The 17195-nt window shown below is 63.4% G+C and carries 18 protein-coding genes; 12 read left to right on the top strand and 6 right to left on the bottom strand.

Going from position 1 to position 17195, the window contains the following annotated elements; genetic code table 11:
- The first annotated feature begins 25 nt into the window (after positions 1 to 25).
- Both P9272_RS18185 and P9272_RS18180 read left to right on the top strand, forming a co-directional pair.
- Positions 26 to 169, top strand: coding sequence for a hypothetical protein (locus tag P9272_RS18185; RefSeq protein ID WP_278161579.1), 144 nt, complete (start codon positions 26 to 28; stop codon positions 167 to 169).
- Positions 170 to 230: 61 nt separating this feature from the next.
- The gene (locus tag P9272_RS18180) at positions 231 to 368 is read left to right on the top strand and encodes a hypothetical protein (protein WP_278161578.1); all 138 of its coding nucleotides are present in this window, start codon (positions 231 to 233) and stop codon (positions 366 to 368) included.
- Positions 369 to 382: 14 nt separating this feature from the next.
- Here P9272_RS18180 and P9272_RS18175 read toward each other — a convergent pair whose 3' ends face one another.
- Both P9272_RS18175 and P9272_RS18170 read right to left on the bottom strand, forming a co-directional pair.
- On the bottom strand, positions 383 to 757 hold the full coding sequence (locus P9272_RS18175; RefSeq protein WP_128260427.1) for a DUF423 domain-containing protein: 375 nt from the start codon (positions 755 to 757) through the stop codon (positions 383 to 385).
- A 35-nt stretch (positions 758 to 792) separates the two neighbouring features.
- Positions 793 to 2040: an MFS transporter gene (locus tag P9272_RS18170; protein ID WP_278161577.1), complete on the bottom strand. Its 1248-nt coding sequence runs from the start codon at positions 2038 to 2040 to the stop codon at positions 793 to 795.
- A 115-nt stretch (positions 2041 to 2155) separates the two neighbouring features.
- Here P9272_RS18170 and P9272_RS18165 point away from each other — a divergent pair, with 115 nt between their 5' ends.
- Both P9272_RS18165 and P9272_RS18160 read left to right on the top strand, forming a co-directional pair.
- The gene (locus P9272_RS18165; protein WP_128260425.1) at positions 2156 to 2821 is read left to right on the top strand and encodes a GntR family transcriptional regulator; all 666 of its coding nucleotides are present in this window, start codon (positions 2156 to 2158) and stop codon (positions 2819 to 2821) included.
- Positions 2822 to 2936: 115 nt separating this feature from the next.
- Complete coding sequence (locus P9272_RS18160) at positions 2937 to 3908, top strand: glycosyl transferase family 90 (protein ID WP_128260424.1); 972 nt, start codon at positions 2937 to 2939, stop codon at positions 3906 to 3908.
- Positions 3909 to 3921: 13 nt separating this feature from the next.
- On the opposite strand, the gene P9272_RS18155 is transcribed toward P9272_RS18160, so the two are convergent.
- A complete protein-coding gene (locus P9272_RS18155) occupies positions 3922 to 4965 on the bottom strand; it encodes an aldo/keto reductase (protein ID WP_278161576.1) in 1044 nt (347 codons plus the stop codon).
- Positions 4966 to 5231: 266 nt separating this feature from the next.
- On the opposite strand from P9272_RS18155, the gene ppk2 reads away from it, so the two are divergent.
- Complete coding sequence (gene ppk2, locus P9272_RS18150) at positions 5232 to 6152, top strand: polyphosphate kinase 2 (protein WP_278161574.1); 921 nt, start codon at positions 5232 to 5234, stop codon at positions 6150 to 6152.
- Between the two features lie 38 nt (positions 6153 to 6190).
- On the opposite strand, the gene P9272_RS18145 is transcribed toward ppk2, so the two are convergent.
- The 3 genes from P9272_RS18145 to P9272_RS18135 form a co-directional block, all read right to left on the bottom strand.
- Complete coding sequence (locus tag P9272_RS18145) at positions 6191 to 6835, bottom strand: dihydrofolate reductase family protein (RefSeq protein ID WP_278161573.1); 645 nt, start codon at positions 6833 to 6835, stop codon at positions 6191 to 6193.
- Between the two features lie 196 nt (positions 6836 to 7031).
- Positions 7032 to 8063, bottom strand: coding sequence for a porphobilinogen synthase (gene hemB / locus P9272_RS18140; RefSeq protein WP_128260420.1), 1032 nt, complete (start codon positions 8061 to 8063; stop codon positions 7032 to 7034).
- Between the two features lie 230 nt (positions 8064 to 8293).
- The gene (locus P9272_RS18135; protein WP_278161572.1) at positions 8294 to 9106 is read right to left on the bottom strand and encodes a DUF2066 domain-containing protein; all 813 of its coding nucleotides are present in this window, start codon (positions 9104 to 9106) and stop codon (positions 8294 to 8296) included.
- A gap of 176 nt (positions 9107 to 9282) precedes the next feature.
- On the opposite strand from P9272_RS18135, the gene P9272_RS18130 reads away from it, so the two are divergent.
- The 7 genes from P9272_RS18130 to P9272_RS18100 all read left to right on the top strand — a co-directional run bounded on the left by P9272_RS18130 (position 9283) and on the right by P9272_RS18100 (position 17091).
- Positions 9283 to 10326, top strand: coding sequence for an enoyl-CoA hydratase/isomerase family protein (locus P9272_RS18130; RefSeq protein ID WP_278161571.1), 1044 nt, complete (start codon positions 9283 to 9285; stop codon positions 10324 to 10326).
- Complete coding sequence (locus P9272_RS18125; protein WP_278161570.1) at positions 10323 to 10745, top strand: DUF6163 family protein; 423 nt, start codon at positions 10323 to 10325, stop codon at positions 10743 to 10745. Before P9272_RS18130 ends, P9272_RS18125 begins: the two co-directional genes overlap by 4 nt.
- A 251-nt stretch (positions 10746 to 10996) precedes the next feature.
- Positions 10997 to 11512, top strand: coding sequence for a MarR family winged helix-turn-helix transcriptional regulator (locus P9272_RS18120; protein ID WP_040983294.1), 516 nt, complete (start codon positions 10997 to 10999; stop codon positions 11510 to 11512).
- Between the two features lie 480 nt (positions 11513 to 11992).
- Positions 11993 to 13246, top strand: a complete 1254-nt coding sequence (locus P9272_RS18115; protein WP_128260416.1) for a L,D-transpeptidase family protein — start codon at positions 11993 to 11995, stop codon at positions 13244 to 13246.
- Positions 13247 to 13323: 77 nt separating this feature from the next.
- The gene (locus tag P9272_RS18110; protein ID WP_278161569.1) at positions 13324 to 14964 is read left to right on the top strand and encodes a Na+/H+ antiporter; all 1641 of its coding nucleotides are present in this window, start codon (positions 13324 to 13326) and stop codon (positions 14962 to 14964) included.
- A gap of 126 nt (positions 14965 to 15090) precedes the next feature.
- Positions 15091 to 16404: a serine hydroxymethyltransferase gene (gene glyA, locus P9272_RS18105; RefSeq protein WP_278161568.1), complete on the top strand. Its 1314-nt coding sequence runs from the start codon at positions 15091 to 15093 to the stop codon at positions 16402 to 16404.
- Between the two features lie 96 nt (positions 16405 to 16500).
- Positions 16501 to 17091: a hypothetical protein gene (locus tag P9272_RS18100; RefSeq protein WP_278161567.1), complete on the top strand. Its 591-nt coding sequence runs from the start codon at positions 16501 to 16503 to the stop codon at positions 17089 to 17091.
- The last annotated feature ends 104 nt before the right edge of the window (positions 17092 to 17195 follow it).

Raw genomic sequence — 17195 nt, 5'->3', positions numbered from 1 at the left:
GCGGGGCGGTCGGCAGGAGGGTTTCATGCATCCGGTGAGCTATTTGTTCGAGGATATCTACCGCAACGATTGGTGCATCGCCTCAGCCGCCGTCAGTCAGAAGCGGCGCGGCAATTTGAGTCCCTGGCGCCGCAAGCCGCGCTTCCTTGTGGAGCGCAATCGCGGCTGAGCCGCAATCATCTTTCGCATCCATGTATTGGAGCGATTCAAACATTGAAGGAGAAGCGATCATGCATCCGATCGGCCATCTGTTTCAGGACATCTATCGCAACTACTGGGGCATCACGCCCGGAGCCGAGCAGCCTGAACGGCGCCGCGCCGGCGAACCGCCCGCGCGCAAGCGGAAGCGGCGTGGCGGCGGAAAGTAGTCGCCGGAAACAGGCTATGACCGCGAGCGCCACAGCGCCGACACGGCAATCGCCACCCAGCCGGCAATCAAAAGGGTGCCGCCGATCGGCGCCGACATCGGGAACAGCCGCGAGCCGAGAAAGTCGCGGGCGAGCAGATCGCCACAGAACAGCAGCAGGCCCGCGAGCAGCACGAGGCTGGCGATCCTGAGGCAACGGTTGCCGCCGGCAAGACCGATGGCAAGAAAGGCCGGCGCATGCATGAGGAGGAAATTGGCGGCAGTGCCGGTAAAGGCGCCGCCGCGATGCGCCGCCGCCGCCGACAACGCCACGCCGGCCGCGCCGACGAGACCGGCTGCCACCACGAGGACGCGGCTCCCGCTGTCCGATGCTTGCCCGGTGAGGCTCATCCTGGATGCTCCATGGCGGTTGGGCGGAAGGCCGATCAGGACTCGCCGGCCTCCAGCAGCATATGCCGCGCCCGCCGCGATTGGACAATCCAGTTGTAGGCCGCACCCAGCGCCATCAGCACCGCTGTGCCCAGAAACACCGATCGCATGCCGAAATGGCCCCCGACGAAGCCCCCCGACAGCGGTCCCGCGACCTGGCCGACATATTGCGCGGAGATCGCCAGGCCAAGCACGTTGCCGCCGATCCCGTCGGGGATGTTGTGGCGGATGACGCTGGTGATGCAGGGCAAGAGGCCACCCAGCGCCAGGCCCATCAGGAAGCGCAGGCCGATCAATTGCCAGCCATTGGTGACGAGGGCTTGCGGAATGAGCAGTAAGGCCGAGACGGCAAGGGCGCCGACCACGACGTTCCAGTGGCCGACGCGGTCGGCAAGCTTACCCAGCCAGGATGAGGACAGGATGGTGCCGAGCGCCGCCGCCGACATGACAACGCCGGCGACCATGGTCACCTTGCTCTGGTCCTCGATGAGTTGCTGCACATAGACGGTAATGATCGGCTCGATCGACATGGTGGCGAAGGCGAGCAACATGCCCGTGGCCAGCATGGCGACGATCGGCCGCTTGTCGGGAATCTGCGACCAGCCGCTTTTCGGCTTCGCCGCCGAGACCGGCTTGCGCGCCGGGGTGCTTTCCTTGATCAGGAAAGTCGTCGCCAGGAACGCAAGGAATATGACGGCGCCGGAGAGCAGGAAAGTCGCGCGGATGCCGATCAGCGGCGGCAGGAGGCCGCCCAGCAGCGGTCCGACCAGCGAGCCGGCAGTGATGCCCGCCGCAAGCACGCCCAGCGCCCAGCCCGAGCGCTCCTTTGGCGTCTGCATCGCCACCAGGATCGTGGAACCCGACGAATAGCCGCCGGCAAAGCCGATCAGCAGCCGCAGCAGCACCAGTTGCCACACGCTCTGCACCATGCCGGTCAGCGACATGCAGATCGCCATGCCGAAAGACGCGCGCACCAGCATCAGCTTGCGGCCGTAGCGGTCGCCCAGTCGGCCCCACAAGGGCGCAACCAGCGCCGCCGCGAAGAAGGTCGCACCATAGGCGATTCCCGACCACTGCACGATCGCCGCGTGGCCTTCGGCGCCGAGTTGCTCGACGTAGAGCGGCAGGAACGGAAGAAGCAACGTCATGGCGATGAGCGTGCTGAAAGAGCCTGCGAAACAGACGGCGAGATTGCGCCGCCAGTGCATGTTCAAGCCGCTCTGTCCGGATTCGTTAGGCGTCATGTCACGCGTGCCAATGCAAGGTTGTTGCGGATACCAAAATGGGATACCAAGTTGGTATTCTGATGGACCTGGCAGTTGCTGCTTGTCAATGCGGCTTTGGAGAGCGGGACGACAAATGTCGCAGATGCAAAATGTCGAACGGCAGCTTCGCGAGATGATCCTCGGCCTGGAGATCGGCCCGGGCGAGCGGCTGACCGAGCGCTGGATCGAGAGCCGGTTCGGCGCCTCGCGCACGCCAGTGCGGGCCGCATTGCTGCGCCTCGAAACCGAAGGGCTGATCGGTCGCGATGGCCGCGGCTGGACGGTGGCGCCCATCAATCTGGCCGAACTCGGGCAGATCGCCGTCTACCGCGAGGCGGTCGAGGTCGCGGCGGTCCGCCTGACGGCGGCGCTCGAGGACCGCGCCGGGATCGATGTGATCGCTGCCATGCTCGATTCCTGCGATGCGGAAACACCGCGCGAGGAGTGGCATCGCGTCGGAATGGATTTCCACATCGAATTGGCGAGGCTTTCCGGCAATGAGTTCCTGCTCAGGGCGGTACGCGATGCGATGACCAGGCTGTCGCGGGCGCGTTGGCTGGAAGTGCGGGACGAGCAGGCGCTTGGCCGCGCCTGGGCCGAGCACCACGCCATCCTCGCCGCCGTCAGAAACGGCGATGCCGAGGAAGCGGCACGGATGCTTTCGGCTCACATCGGGGGCAGTCGCGATCGGCTTGTCAGCTCCTTGCATGACGACCGGCGCGGCTTGCGCGCCAGAGGCTTCGCCGTCGTCGCGGCGTAAGTTGTCGTGTGGCCATTCGCATTAGCAGGCTTGCAACATGGCCGAGAGAATGCTGTAGGAGACGAGGGGGATGAAGGCAGATTACCATTGACCATCTTGCTGAACTCGCGGACGCATGGCCACACTCTCTCGAACCGCCGCAAAGCTGTTCTACTACGCGCGCAATTTCGCGCGTGACCGCGCACCGCAGTCCCTGTTCCGCGACCGCCTGGCCCGCCGGCTGGAACAGGCCCGGCTTTCAGGCAAGACGGTTCGCGACCGGCTGAACTATTACAACAAGCTGGAAGAGCCGTTCGCGCCCAGTCCCGACGCCATAGCCGTCGGCGAGCTGCCGACCTCTTCCAGCATGTACTACTACGACCTCAAGGAATTCGCGCGTTACTTCGATTCCGGCCTGCTGATCGATTTCGAATTCGGCGATGTCGTCGGCGTTCCGGAGGTTCCGAGGATCGTCAAGGACCGGCCCATCGGCGACGACAACGCCAATGGCGTGCTGATGAAGCTGAACAAGTTCCGCCACTTCCACATGCCCCCCGACAGCCTGCCTTTCGCAGCCAAGCGCCCGATGGTGGTGTGGCGCGGTCATCTGAACAATCCGATCCGCACCCGCTTCGTCGAAATGGCCGCCAGCCTGCCGATCTGCGATGCGGGGTCCCACAGGGCCGATGCGCCGGACGGATACCGCAAGCCGTTCCTGAACATCGAGCAGCAGCGGCGTTATCGCTACATCGTCTCGCTGGAGGGCAACGATGTCGCGACGAACCTGAAATGGATCATGAGCTCCAATTCGCTTTGCCTGATGCCAGAACCGACCTACGAAACCTGGTTTGCCGAGGCTAAGGTCGAGCCCAACATCCATTATGTGCCCCTGCAGCGGGATTTCTCCGACCTTGTCGAAAAGGTTGCCTATTTCGAAAAACACCCCGCCGAGGCAGAGCGGATAACCGCCGCCGCCAACGACTATTGCCTCAAATTCGGAAATGAGCAGGACGAGCAGGCGATCTCGCTGCTCGTCCTTTACAAGTATTTCGTGCTGAGCGGGCAGATCAAGCCCGACGCGGAAGTCTGGCGCTTTATCGCCGGCTAGGTTCGGCCGCGCTCTAGGCGTGGGAGCGGTCGAGCACCTTGTCGGCAGACCCGAAACGGTCCCTGGCCGTGAACTGCTGGTGCCAGTAGGGGTACAGCACCGGCGGTCGGCTGACCGCGTCAAGGCGTTGCCGCTCCTCTTCGGTGAGGGAAAGGCTTGCCGCGGCGAGATTGTCCTTGAGCTGCGTCTCGTTACGGGCACCGATCACGAGTGAGCTGACGGCCGGACGGCCGAGCAGCCAGGCCAGCGCCACCTGCGCCCCTGAAATGCCGCGCGCCTTGCCGATCTCGTTGAGCACGTCGACGATGCGCCACAGCCGGTCCTCGTCGCGGATCGGCGGCTCCGTCCAGCCGCCGATCTGGCGCGCGGTCGGGCTGTCGCGATGATATTTGCCGGAGAGTAGGCCGCCCGCCAGCGGACTCCAGACCAGCACGCCTAGGCCCTGGTCGACCGAGATCGGCAGCAGTTCATATTCGGCCTCGCGCGCTTCCAGCGTGTAATGGATCTGCTGGGTGACGAAACGGGCCTGGTGGCGGCTGTCGCTGGCGGCAAGTGCCTTCATCACCTGCCAGCCGGACCAGTTGGAGCAGCCAATGTAGCGGATCTTGCCTTGGTTGACCAAAGTGTCGAGCGCCGCGATCGTCTCCTCGACCGGGGTGAGCCCGTCCCACTGATGGACGAAATAGATGTCGATGACATCGGTTCTGAGCCGCTTCAGGCTCTTTTCGCATTCCCGAATGAGATGGTGCCGCGACAGACCCTCGTCATTTGGGCCTGTGCCGATGCGCATGCGCGCCTTGGACGCGATCAGCACGTCGTTCTTGCGCTTGCCGCCGAGCGCCTCACCGATGATCTCCTCCGACAATCCGTTCGAATAGACATTCGCGGTGTCGATGAGGTTGATGCCGGTATCGATGCAGGTATCGATGATGCGCCTCGCTTCTGAAAGATCGGAGTTGCCGACAGCGGCGAACGGGCCAGTGCCGCCGAAGGTCATGGTGCCGAGGGTCAATGTCGAAACCTTGAGGCCGGAGCGGCCAAGGGTGCGGTATTCCATGTCGGGTCCTCGCGATTTTGTTTTGGAGAGCCGCCGCAGCGGGCGCGGCAAAGAGGCAAGGGGATTTGTAGGACAATTTGAGCTGCTTGTCGCCCCGCTATCGATACGGGCCGATCACATATCTTCTATCGAGGCTGGGCTGATCGCCTTGCAATAAAACCGTCATCGCGCCTCTGTATCTCAGTCGGCTTACGGAGTGGCGTATCCGGCCGGAGCCGCGGCGCAATTCCGAAGCGGTGATGGCTGACAGGCGACGGAGCTGCGCGATGAATGAGGTGAATCCGAATTCCGGGGGGAAGGACTGGCTCGAAGCCGAGCTCGAGGACACGCTCGACGAGGACTATGAGCTGGAGCTTTCCGAACCGGCGCTCTCGCTCGAGATCGCCAAGATCTACAAGAAGTCGCATCCGCCTTCCATCGAGCGGATGACCTACTTTCGCGAGCTGCTGAGGCTCCAGTCCGAACTGATCAAGCTGCAGTCCTGGGTCGCCTACCACAAGAAGAAGCTGGTGGTGATCTTCGAGGGCCGCGACTCCGCCGGCAAGGGCGGCGTCATCAAGCGCATCACGCAGCGGCTCAACCCCCGCATCGCGCGCGTGGTGGCGTTGCCGGCGCCGACCGAGCGCGAAAAGTCGCAATGGTATTTCCAGCGCTACGTGCCGCATCTCCCCGCCGGCGGCGAGATCGTGCTGTTCGATCGCTCCTGGTACAACCGCTCCGGCGTCGAGCGGGTGATGGGATTTGCCAATGCGGATCAGGTCGAGGAGTTCTTCCGCGACGTTCCGGAATTCGAACGCATGCTGGTCCGCTCCGGCATCACGCTCGTGAAATACTGGTTCTCGATCACCGACGAGGAACAGCAGATGCGCTTCCTGATGCGCATCCATGACCCGATGAAGCAGTGGAAGCTGTCGCCGATGGATCTGCAGTCACGCGTGCGCTGGGAGCAGTACACCAAGGCCAAGGAAGAGACATTCGCCCGCACCAACATCAAGGAGGCGCCCTGGTTCATCGTCGAGGGCAACGACAAGAAGCGCGCGCGGCTGAACTGCATCGACCACCTGTTGCAACAGGTGCCATATGAAGACGTGCCACATGAGGAGATCACGCTGCCGGAGCGCGTCTTCAACCCCTCCTATGAGCGTCAGGTGCTGCCGCGCGAGCTTTACGTGCCGGAGAAATATTGAGCCATCTTCCCCTTCTCCCACAAGGGGGAGAGCCTAGCCTACGCCCGTCCGATCATCACATGCGTCGCATCGGCGGTCGCCACCTGCCCGGTGCAGGTGTATCCCAGCTTCAGCATGTCGAGCCCGGCGAACAGATGCTCGCCCGAGCCGAGCAGAAGCGGCGACACAACCAGGTGCATCTCGTCGATCAGGCTCTCCTGCAGATACTGCCGGACGGTCGAAACGCCGCCGCCGACGCGCACATCCTTGCCGCCGGCGGCCGCCTTCGCCTGTTCGAGAGCCGAGTAGATGCCGTCGGTGACGAAATAGAACGTCGTCCCGCCTTCCATCTCGATCGGCGCGCGCTTGTGATGCGTCAAAATAAAGGTCGGCACGTGGTAGGGCGGGTTGGGACCCCACCAGCCTTTCCAGTTGTCGTCCGGCCATGGGCCCCGGCTCGGCGCGAACATGTTGCGGCCGAGGATCCATGCGCCGACATTCTCGAAGCTGCGCACCGCAAAATCGTCATCCGTATCCGTTGTTCCGCCTTCCTTGCCGATCATCTGGTAAAACGCGCGGGTCTTGGTCATCCATTTGTGCAGATTTTCGCCCCCCACGCCGAGCGGGTGTTCAAGCGTTTGATCGGGACCGGCGCCGTATCCGTCGAGTGACAGGGTGAAAGCGTTGATACGCAGCTTGGACATGATCCCTCTCCACAACCAATTGTCTTTTGCAAGCAGTTATCGAGTAGCGTAACCGATTGCAGATTGCAAACGGTTGTTGTCAGATCGAATGACTTCTTCTACACGCTGGTGAAGTCAACTGACTACGACCACAAAGGGAACTGTCGCCAGCGTCGACAGATCGAAAGCTGATGGCGGCGTTGTTCGAAAGGCGGGCTTAGCCCCGCAACATCTCCGCCACGGTCGGCGCGAAATAGGTCAGCACGCCATCGCAGCCGGCGCGCTTCAGTGAAAGCAATGATTCAAGCATCGCCTTCTCACCATCGATCCAGCCATTGGCTGCGGCTGCCTTGATCATCGAATATTCGCCCGAGACCTGATAGGCGAAAGTTGGCATCTGCAGCTCGTCCTTCAGCCGGCGGATGATATCGAGATAGGGCAGGCCGGGCTTCACCATCAGCATGTCGGCACCCTCGGCGAGGTCCTGTTCGGCCTCGCGCACCGCTTCGTCGGAATTGGCGTGGTCGATGTAATAGGTCTTCTTGTCCCCCTTGAGCAGGCCGGCGGTGCCGACCGCCTCGCGATACGGGCCGTAGAAGGCAGAAGCGAACTTCGTCGCGTAGGACATGATCGCCACGTCCTGGAAACCGCTGGCGTCCAGCGCGTCGCGGATGGCGCCGATGCGGCCGTCCATCATGTCGGACGGCGCGATGATGTCGGCGCCGGCGGCGGCCTGTATGACGGCCGCCGCAGCGACCTGCTCCACCGTCTCATCATTGACGATGATGCCGTCGCGCAGAATGCCGTCATGGCCGTGGCTGGTGAAGGGATCGAGCGCGGCATCGGTAATGATGCCGATCTCCGGCACCGCATCTTTGATGGCCCGCGTCGTGCGGTTGATGACATTGTCGGGGTCGAGGATATGCGAGCCGGTCTGGTCGCGCAGCGCAAGCTCGACATTGGGGAAGGTAGCGATCGCCGGAATGCCGAGCTTGGCGGCGCGTTCCGCTTCCTTGACCGCGAGGTCGACAGAGAGGCGATAGACGTCTGGCATGGCGGCAATCGGCTCGCGTATGTTCTTGCCGTCAACCACGAAGATCGGCCAGATCAGGTCGTTCACCGAAAGCTGGTTCTCCTGCACCAGCCGTCGCGACCAATCGGCCTTGCGCATGCGCCTGAGCCGCCGGCTGCCGGTGATCTCGTCGACGCTGCGCGCGCCGGCAGGCTTTGCGGGGGTGAATTTGTTCATCGCCGAAACTCTCTTTTGGGCCGGCTTTTACCACGCGTCTTGGCCGCTGACCAATGCGACACGATTGTGCCAGCCTCGCTCCGACGCAGGGTGGGTTGAGATTCAGATCAGGCCGAGCCGAAAATGGCGGGTTCCGAGAACCGGAGCGGAGCGTAGATCCGGGTACGCGAGCACCGAAAACGCAGGAAGCCGCCGTTTGCAGACCGGCATCACCTGAATATCAACCTGCCCTAAGGCTGCCCGTGCCCCGACAGGATCTGCGCCGCGCCCCTGATCGCCACCCGGAACGCCTCGTCGAAGCTGACGCCGCGCACCTGCCAGCGATAGATCTTGCCGCGATCGGCCAGCCACCAGTCGGCGATCCAGCCGAGTTCCTTGTCGCTCCACACGATGCTGCCGGCGAGCGCCCGGGCTGCTCCCGCCTTCTTCGCCAGTCTGTCGAGCTTTGTGATGTCAGCTCCAGAAAGCGCCTTCTCATCGACGCCACCAAGTTGCCCGGTTCTTGGAAAGGTGACGCGCATCAGCAGCGGACCGGCGGCGCTGGCGAAGGATTCGCGCATCGCGTCGCCGCGCTGCTCGTCTTGCGTCAGCAAGAAATGCCGCGCGCCCTGCTCGGCGGTCATGAACACAGCGATCGGCGGCCGCTCGCCGACCCAGGGCCTGCTGCCGAGCTGCGCCAGCAGCTTGTCGACGACAGCGGGCTTGTAGAGGCAGGTCAGGTCGTGCGGCCGGTCATGCGTGCCTTGCTCGTCATGGACCGGAATACCCTCGAGCCGGTCGTGGTAGCGGAAGGATACGACGAAATCGGCCGCCTTCTCGCGCAGCGCCAGCATCTCCGCCTTCTGCGTCACCCGCTGATCGCCCGAGACCTTGACCAGCACCTTGTCGAGGCAATCCTTGAAACCGATCTGCCGGTTCTCCTCTCCGGTGCCGGTGACGATCGTTTGCGCTTGGTAAAGCTCGGAGGGCGTCGCAGCGCGGACGGGCACCCCAAGGCACAGGAGACCGACCAATCCAAGCACGAAGCGGGAAATTCCAGGCATGTCGATCTGCTCGAAAACCAGTCGGGTGCGGGCATAGTGCTTTGCCGGTTACCTAACATCTGGCGCGGCCGCCCGCCAGCGCAAGGAACGCTGCCCCTGGACCACCACCATTGACGCGTCTCCATGCCGCCTTTAGCACTTCACCTCCCGCAAGCGCGGGGGAGGATTCTCTGACGATGGATTTTGGCGGAGGCGACGAGATCCGCTTCGAGCGGCTGGGCAGGGCGGGCGTGGTCACATTGACCCGGCCGAATGCGCTCAACGCCGTCACGCACAACATGGTCAAGGCACTCGGCAAGGCGCTGGACGCGTGGGAGCAGGATCCGGCCGTCGGCGTGGTCGTGGTCAAGGCCGAGGGCAGGGCGTTCTCCGCCGGCGGCGATATCCTGCACATCTATGAGGCGGGCCGCGCCGGCAAGCCGCCTGTCGACTTCTTCGCCGACGAGTATCGGTTGAACGCCCGCATCGCGCGCTTCAAGAAACCCTATGTCGCGCTGATCGACGGCATCGTCATGGGCGGCGGCGTCGGCATTTCTTTTCACGGCTCGCATCGCGTGCTGACCGAAAACGCGCAGTTCGCCATGCCCGAGGTGGGCATCGGCTTCTTCCCCGATGTCGGCGCCAGCCACCTGCTGCCGGACCTCGGCGGCTCCTTTGGCATGTATCTCGGGCTGACGGGAAACCGCATCCGCCATGGCGACGCGCTGTGGTCGGGGCTCGCCACCCACACCATGAAGGCCGAAGACCAGGCGGGCCTGCTCGACGAGTTGGCGACGAGCGGTGACGCCAATGCGGAGCTGCGCGATTTCTTCGTGCCCGTAAAACGCGAGACCGAGCGGCAGGACCTGGAAGCGATCGCGCGCCATTTTTCGCAAGGCTCGCTCGCCGGCATCGTCGACAGCCTGGAGCGGGCAGGGGCGGAAGACGCTTTCGCCGCAAAGACGCTGGCGACCCTAAAAACCCGCTCGCCGACCAGCCTCAACGTCGCCTGGCGCCAGATCAGCGCAGGATCGACGCTGTCGATGGACGAATGCATGAAGATGGAATTCCGCATCCTCAACCGCATGCTGGCCGGCCATGATTTCTACGAAGGCATCCGCGCCGCCATCATCGACAAGGGGGCGACACCCGAGTGGCGCCCGGCGAGCCTGGATGAGGTCAGCACCGCCGAGGTCGACGCTTATTTTGCGCCGCTCGGGGATAAGGAACTGGCACTGTGAGCGAGGTAACCTCCAGGCGGGTGGTTCTGCAGCCCTCGACCACCGAAGTCATCTTCGCCTGGTTCCAGCGTGTGATCGCCGGCTACTGCCTCCTGTTCGGCATCCTCTATTGGATCCGCCTGATCGGCATTTATCCGGGCGAATTGTGGCGCTTCGACCTGATGCCGGTGCACTGGCAGGTGGCTGCGGCCACGCTTGCCGTCTTTTTCCCCTTCGCCGCGGCGGGGCTTTGGATGCTGGCCTCCTGGGGGCCGGTAATCTGGTTCATCTGCGCGGTGACCGAGACGGTGATGTATGCCGGTTTCCCGAACCTCTTCGGTCATCGGCTGCTGATTGTAATCTCGCATGCCAGCGTGGCGTTGCTTTATATCGTTTTCCGCGTCACCATCTGGCTGCAGAAGCGCCAGCTTCGCCAATAGGCCGACGAGGTCTCGTGCCCTGTCTTCTTGGGCCGGTTTCGCGGCCAGATTTCACTGCAAAATCCGTTGGCTAAATCTTTAGGTTAATTGTTCTTGCTCGGGTGACCGATCGTTAAGCGTCTTCCGAAACCTCTTACCGGTAAGCTCTTGTTAGCCCTGGCGTTTAAGTCGAATTTTATGAGTATTCGATAGTGTCGCGATCAAGGTGAAAAACAAAAAATCACCAAGGCGACAAACGAGAGGCAAAGACAATGATCAATTCGCGTCCGGCGGCGAAGACCGCAAACGTATCCGACGATCGCCGCGAGGCTATCCGCTCGCTGTACATGGAATCGCTGCAGCTGGTGGAGCGTCTGCACCGCCGTCTGCTTGACGTGATCAAGGACGAGTTCGACCGCAACGGCCGTTCCGACATCAATGCCATCCAGGCGCTGCTGCTCTTCAACATCGGCAATTCGGAGCTGACCGCCGGCGAGCTGCGTTCGCGTGGCTACTATCTCGGCTCGAACGTCTCCTACAATTTGAAGAAGCTGGTCGACCTCGGCTTCATCAACCACCAGCGCTCGCGCATCGACCGCCGTTCGGTCCGCGTCTCGCTGACGCCGAAGGGCAACGAGGTGGCCGACGTCGTCGCCGGCCTCTACGAGCGCCATGTCGGCTCGATCGAAGCGGTCGGCGGCATCAACACCGACGAGTTCAAGCAGATGAACCGCGCTCTGCAGCGCCTCGACCGCTTCTGGAACGACACCATCGCGTATCGGATGTAAGCGCCACGAATTGGGACGGGAAAGCCGCGCCGAAGAAGCGCGGCCAAGGGGAGAGAGTAGGGGGCCGGAGCCGATCGCGCCGGTCCTTTCCTTTTTGCGAAGGCGGCATCCACTGGAATTTGACCATCGCTCCGCGCGCGTTGAAGCTGCGTGCCTGACGGGAGGGGCGCGACTTCGCAAGGGCGCGCTGGCATCCCGCCGATGCAAAAAGGCATCGCACCCATTTCTTTCAGCTTCCCGCCCCGAGCAAATCGCGGGCGAAGGCCACGTTGCCGCCATAATCGCGGTGGAAGCGGATTACGGGTGACGCTGCGGGCCTATGCCCTGCGCTCCTTGGAACCTGCGTGGCGGCAGCGCGTTTCTGGCAGCCGGTGAAGCGGGGTCATGGTTGGCGAATTGTTAAGTTTGCCGACCCTAGAGTGCGGACAAAGCCGCCCGGCAAGCGATTGAGCGAGAGCGATTAAGCAAAGAATGTCTGCCATGAGAACCAGCCGCCGTTTCTTCCTTACTGGAGCCTCCGCGCTCGCCGCCGCCGTGGTCGCCGGCCATGCGAGCGCCCAGGATGTGGTCGGGGATATCCTGAAATCCTCGACGCGCGGCAATTGGGACGACCAGTTTGACGCCCGCGCCAACGACACCAACAAGGTCGCCTCGACGCTGCCGATCTTCAGCCAGCAGACGGTGGCCTTCACCGAGCAGGCCGTGGCCCAGTACCAGAACATCGTTTCGCAGGGCGGCTGGGAACAGGTTCCGGCGACCAAGAAACTGCAGCTCGGCGACGACGACCCGGATGTCGTGCCGCTGCGCAAGCGCCTGATGGTCTCGGGCGACCTGCCGCAGAGCGCCGGCATCTCGACGGCCTTCGATTCCTATGTCGACTCGGCGGTGAAGCGCTTCCAGCTCCGCCATGGCCTGCCGGCCGACGGCGCCATGGGCAAATACACCTATACCGCAATGAACGTTTCGGCGCAGATCCGGCTCGGCCAGCTGCAGACCAACCTGCAGCGCCTGAAGGAAAAGGCCGGCACGCTCGGGAGCCGTTATGTGCTGGTCGACATTCCGGCGGCCCAGGTCGAAGCGGTCGAGAACGACCGAGTCGTGCTTCGCCATACCGCGATCGTCGGCAAGATCGACCGCCAGACGCCGATCGTGAACTCCAAGATCAACGAGATCATCGTCAATCCGTATTGGAACGCGCCGGTCTCGATCGTGCGCAAGGACATCATTCCGCTGATGCGGAAGGACCCCAATTACCTCAAGGACAGCCACATCCGCCTGTTCGCGCCGGACGGCAGCGAGGTCGACCCGATGACCATCGACTGGTCGACGGACGATGCCGCGAAATACCGTTTCCGCCAGGATCCGGGCAACAACAACGCCATGGCCTCGGTCAAAATCAACTTTCCGAGCCCGGACGGCGTCTATATGCACGACACGCCGCAGCAGAGCCTGTTCGGCAAGCTGATGCGTTTCGACTCGTCGGGCTGCGTGCGCGTCCAGAATGTGCGCGACCTCGTCACCTGGATCCTGCGCGACACCCCCGGCTGGGACCGTCAGCATTTCGAGGCGGCGATCAAGACCGGCGAGAACACGCCGATCCAGGTCGTCAACCCGGTGCCGGTCCACTTCCTCTATCTATCGGCCTGGTCGACTGCTCCCGGCGTCGTGCAGTTCCGCGACGACATCTACGCGCTTGATGGCGCCACCGAGCTGCAGATCAGCTCGGCTCAGTAAGCAATGATATAACACGAAAAAGGCCGCTCCAGCAGCGGCCCTTTTTTCGTTTGGGCAATGCGCGCCTAGAACACGCCATGGACGTCGCCGTCTTCATCCTCGTTGTGCTCGCCTTCGTCACCGTTTCGGGCGCGCTGGTTCGGCTGGTCCGCGTGCCGCTGCCTGTGCTGCAGATCGCCATCGGCGCGGCCCTTGCCTGGCCGGCAGGCGGCCTACATGTCGAGATCGATCCGGAGCTTTTTCTCCTGGTGTTCATCCCGCCGCTTCTGTTCGGCGACGCCTTTTCGGCGCCGAAGCGTGAGCTGGTGGCACTCCGCGGCCCGATCCTCGACCTCGCGCTCGGGCTGGTCTTCTTCACCATCGTCGGTTTCGGCTACGCCTTGCATTGGCTGGTGCCGAGCATTCCGCTGGCTGTCGCCTTCGCCCTGGCCGCCGTGCTGTCGCCGACCGACGCGGTCGCCGTGTCCTCGATCGTCGACCGCAATCTCGTTCCTGCGCGGCTGATGCACATATTGGAAGGCGAGTCGCTGCTCAACGACGCGTCCGGCCTGGTGATGTTCCGGTTCGCCGTCGCGGCGGCGCTGACCGGCAGCTTTTCGTTCGCCGCGGCTTGCATGAGCTTCCTCGTCGCGGTGGCGATCGGCATCCTCGCCGGTATCGCGGCGCTGTTCATCGCCGCGAAGTCGTTGCAGATGCTCAGCCGCATGACCAGCACGCCGGCCGAAACGCAGGTGCTGGTCATGGTGCTGCTGCCCTTCGTCGCCTATCTGCTCGCCGAGCATTTCGGCGCTTCCGGCATCCTGGCGGCGGTGACGGCCGGGCTTTTGACCGGATATTCCGGCATCGTCCGCCACATGGCGGTTTCGGCACGTATCCAGACGATTTCGCTCTGGTCGATGCTGATCTTCATGTTCAACGGCTCGCTCTTCATCCTGCTTGGCCTGCAGCTGCCGGACATCATCCGGAACGTGCCGCCGGAACTGACCGCCCGCCACTGGCTTTTCGAGCCGGCATTGACCGTGCTCTTGCTTACGCTCTGCCTGATCGGCCTGCGCTTCATCTGGATCTGGATCGGCGACACCGGCGCCGTGCTTGCCGCGCGGTTCGGCAAGCGGAAGGCCGATCCCTTCGGTTTTCGTGTCAGGCTCGCCGGCTCGATCGCCGGCGTGCGCGGCGCCGTGACGCTGGCCGGCGTCTTGTCCTTGCCGCTCACCTTGCAGGGCGGCACGCCCTTTCCGGCTCGCGACCTCGTGATCTTCCTCGCCGCCGGCGTCATCATCTGCTCGCTGGCGATTGCCAGCCTTGCCTTGCCGGCGGTCGCGCGCGGTCTGGTCGAACCGGGCGAACACCCGGGCGCGGCCGAAGAGCGCAGGGCCCGGGTCGGCGCCGCCAACGCGGCCATTGCCAGAATTGAAGGCCTGGCCAGTGACGGCAACGAGGGGGAGATGGCTGAGATGAAGCTCGCCATTGCCGAGAGTGTCGCATCGATCTACCGGCGCCGCGTCTCGCTCTCCGACGGCGCCGATGAAGCGCGCACCGAGGCGCGCGAATCCAGCCGGGTCGAGCTTGAAGTCAGGCTTGCCGGCATCGAGGCCGAGCGCGCCGAACTGCAGGCGATGCTGCGCCGTGGCGAAATCAATGACCGTACGGCGCGCAAGCTGTTGACCGAGATCACCTTCTCCGAAGCGATCCTCAGGGGCCGCGAGCCGCGGGATTAGAGTCGCACGGGTCCGTCTTGGCGCAAACCGGCCAGCAAATTTCGCGCCGCAAACGTGGCGGCCCGAAAACAACTGTGTTAATGCGCGGCGACCTCGCAGACCTCCGGCCCCAAGGGAAAGCAAGCCATGTCAAATGCAGCGGCAGCCTCCAGTAAATTCGAATCCTTCTTCGAGACCACGCTTGCCGACGCCGATCCGGAAATCTTCGGCGCCATCCGCAACGAGCTTGGCCGCCAGCGCCATGAGATCGAGCTGATCGCGTCTGAAAACATCGTGTCGCGCGCCGTGCTCGAAGCGCAGGGCTCGATCATGACCAACAAATATGCCGAGGGCTATCCGGGCAAGCGCTACTATGGCGGCTGCCAGTTCGTCGACGTGGCCGAGGAACTCGCCATCGAGCGCGCCAAGAGGCTGTTCGGCTGCAACTTCGCCAACGTCCAGCCGAATTCGGGCAGCCAGATGAACCAGGCGGTGTTCCTGGCGCTGCTGCAGCCAGGCGACACCTTCATGGGCCTCGACCTGAATTCGGGCGGCCACCTCACGCACGGCTCGCCGGTCAACATGAGTGGCAAGTGGTTCAAGGTCGTGTCCTATGGCGTGCGCAAGGACGACCACCTGCTCGACATGGACGCGATCGAGAAGACCGCGCATGAGACGAAGCCGAAGCTGATCCTGGCCGGCGGCACCGCCTATTCGCGCATCTGGGATTGGAAGCGTTTCCGCGAGATCGCCGATTCGATCGGCGCGTATCTCATGGTCGACATGGCGCATATCGCCGGCCTCGTCGCAGGCGGCGTGCACCCGTCGCCGCTGCCCCATGCCCATGTCGTGACCACGACGACCCACAAGTCGCTGCGCGGCCCGCGCGGCGGCATGATCCTGTGCAACGACGAGGAAATCGCCAAGAAGATGAATTCGGCGGTGTTCCCGGGACTGCAGGGCGGCCCGCTCATGCATGTCATCGCCGCCAAGGCGGTGGCGTTCGGTGAGGCTCTGAAGCCGAGCTTCAAGACCTATGTCGAAAGCATCGTCGCCAACGCCAAGGCGCTGGCCTCCAGTCTGCAGGAGACCGGCCTCGATATTGTCTCGGGCGGCACCGACAATCACCTGATGCTGGTCGACCTTCGCCCGAAGAACGCCACCGGCAAGCGCGCGGAAGCAGCGCTCGGCCGCGCCAACATCACCTGCAACAAGAACGGCATCCCGTTCGATCCGGAAAAGCCGTTCGTGACGTCGGGCGTGCGTCTCGGCACGCCGGCCGGCACCACGCGCGGCTTCGGCCAGGCCGAATTCCGCGAGATCGGCAAGCTGATCGCCGAGGTGCTGGATGGGCTGAAAGTGGCGAACTCCGACGAAGGCAATGCGGCGGTCGAGGCCGCGGTGAAGGCCAAGGTCACGGCGCTGACCGATCGCTTCCCGCTTTACCCCTATCTCGGTTGATCCCTCCTTCGGTTGACCGGGCGCCGCGCCTCATCTTTTGTCCTCGCGCTTCGCGTCGCTCCTTGATTGGCGGCGCGGCTTACTGGAGACTTGTTGATGCGCACTTTCCGTCTTGCTGCCCTGGCCTTGTCCGGCTCGCTGGCCGTTTTCGGCCTGTCCGGCGCGGTTGCGCAGGAGCAGACGCAACCTGCGTCCGACATGCCGGTCACCAATACCTTCGGCAGGTGGACCACCATCATCGACACGCTCGATACCGGGCAGGATGCGCACAAGACCTGCGCTGCCTCGACGGCCTTCGTTGATGGCGACGGCAACGCGGGCTCCCTGACGCTGTCGATCTCGACCGGAGATGCGCTGCCGCCGGACGCCTATCCGACCATCATGTTCATCATCGACAACAAGACGCTGCCTACGGGCGACAAGATCGCCGCGACTTTCGGTGATCCGGGCATTAAGGTCGCCGCGACCGTCAGCTCCACCGCGACTGCGGGCGGCCGTCCGAGTTGGATGGTCGACAACCAGCCCAAGGCCAGCCTTGCCCTGTTGCGCGCCATGCGCAAGGTTACCTCGCTCGATGTGACCTTCGGCAAACAGCAGGTCACTAGCATTCCGATGGACGGCTTCACCAAGGCCTATCGCAATCTTGGCGCGTCCTGCGGGTTTTCAACCAAGGATGTCGCACCCTGACACTTGCCGGCCGGCGGGGCAGGGGCGCTGGCAATCTTGCTTATGCCTCGCTATCTCTGAGCCATAAAAGGCTCTAAGCCTTTCGCCCACAGAATCGCGAACCC

Origin of the sequence: Mesorhizobium sp. WSM4976 (assembly GCF_029625685.1) — a bacterium.
GTDB lineage: Bacteria > Pseudomonadota > Alphaproteobacteria > Rhizobiales > Rhizobiaceae > Mesorhizobium.
This window is presented reverse-complemented; position numbering and strand designations above follow the sequence as displayed.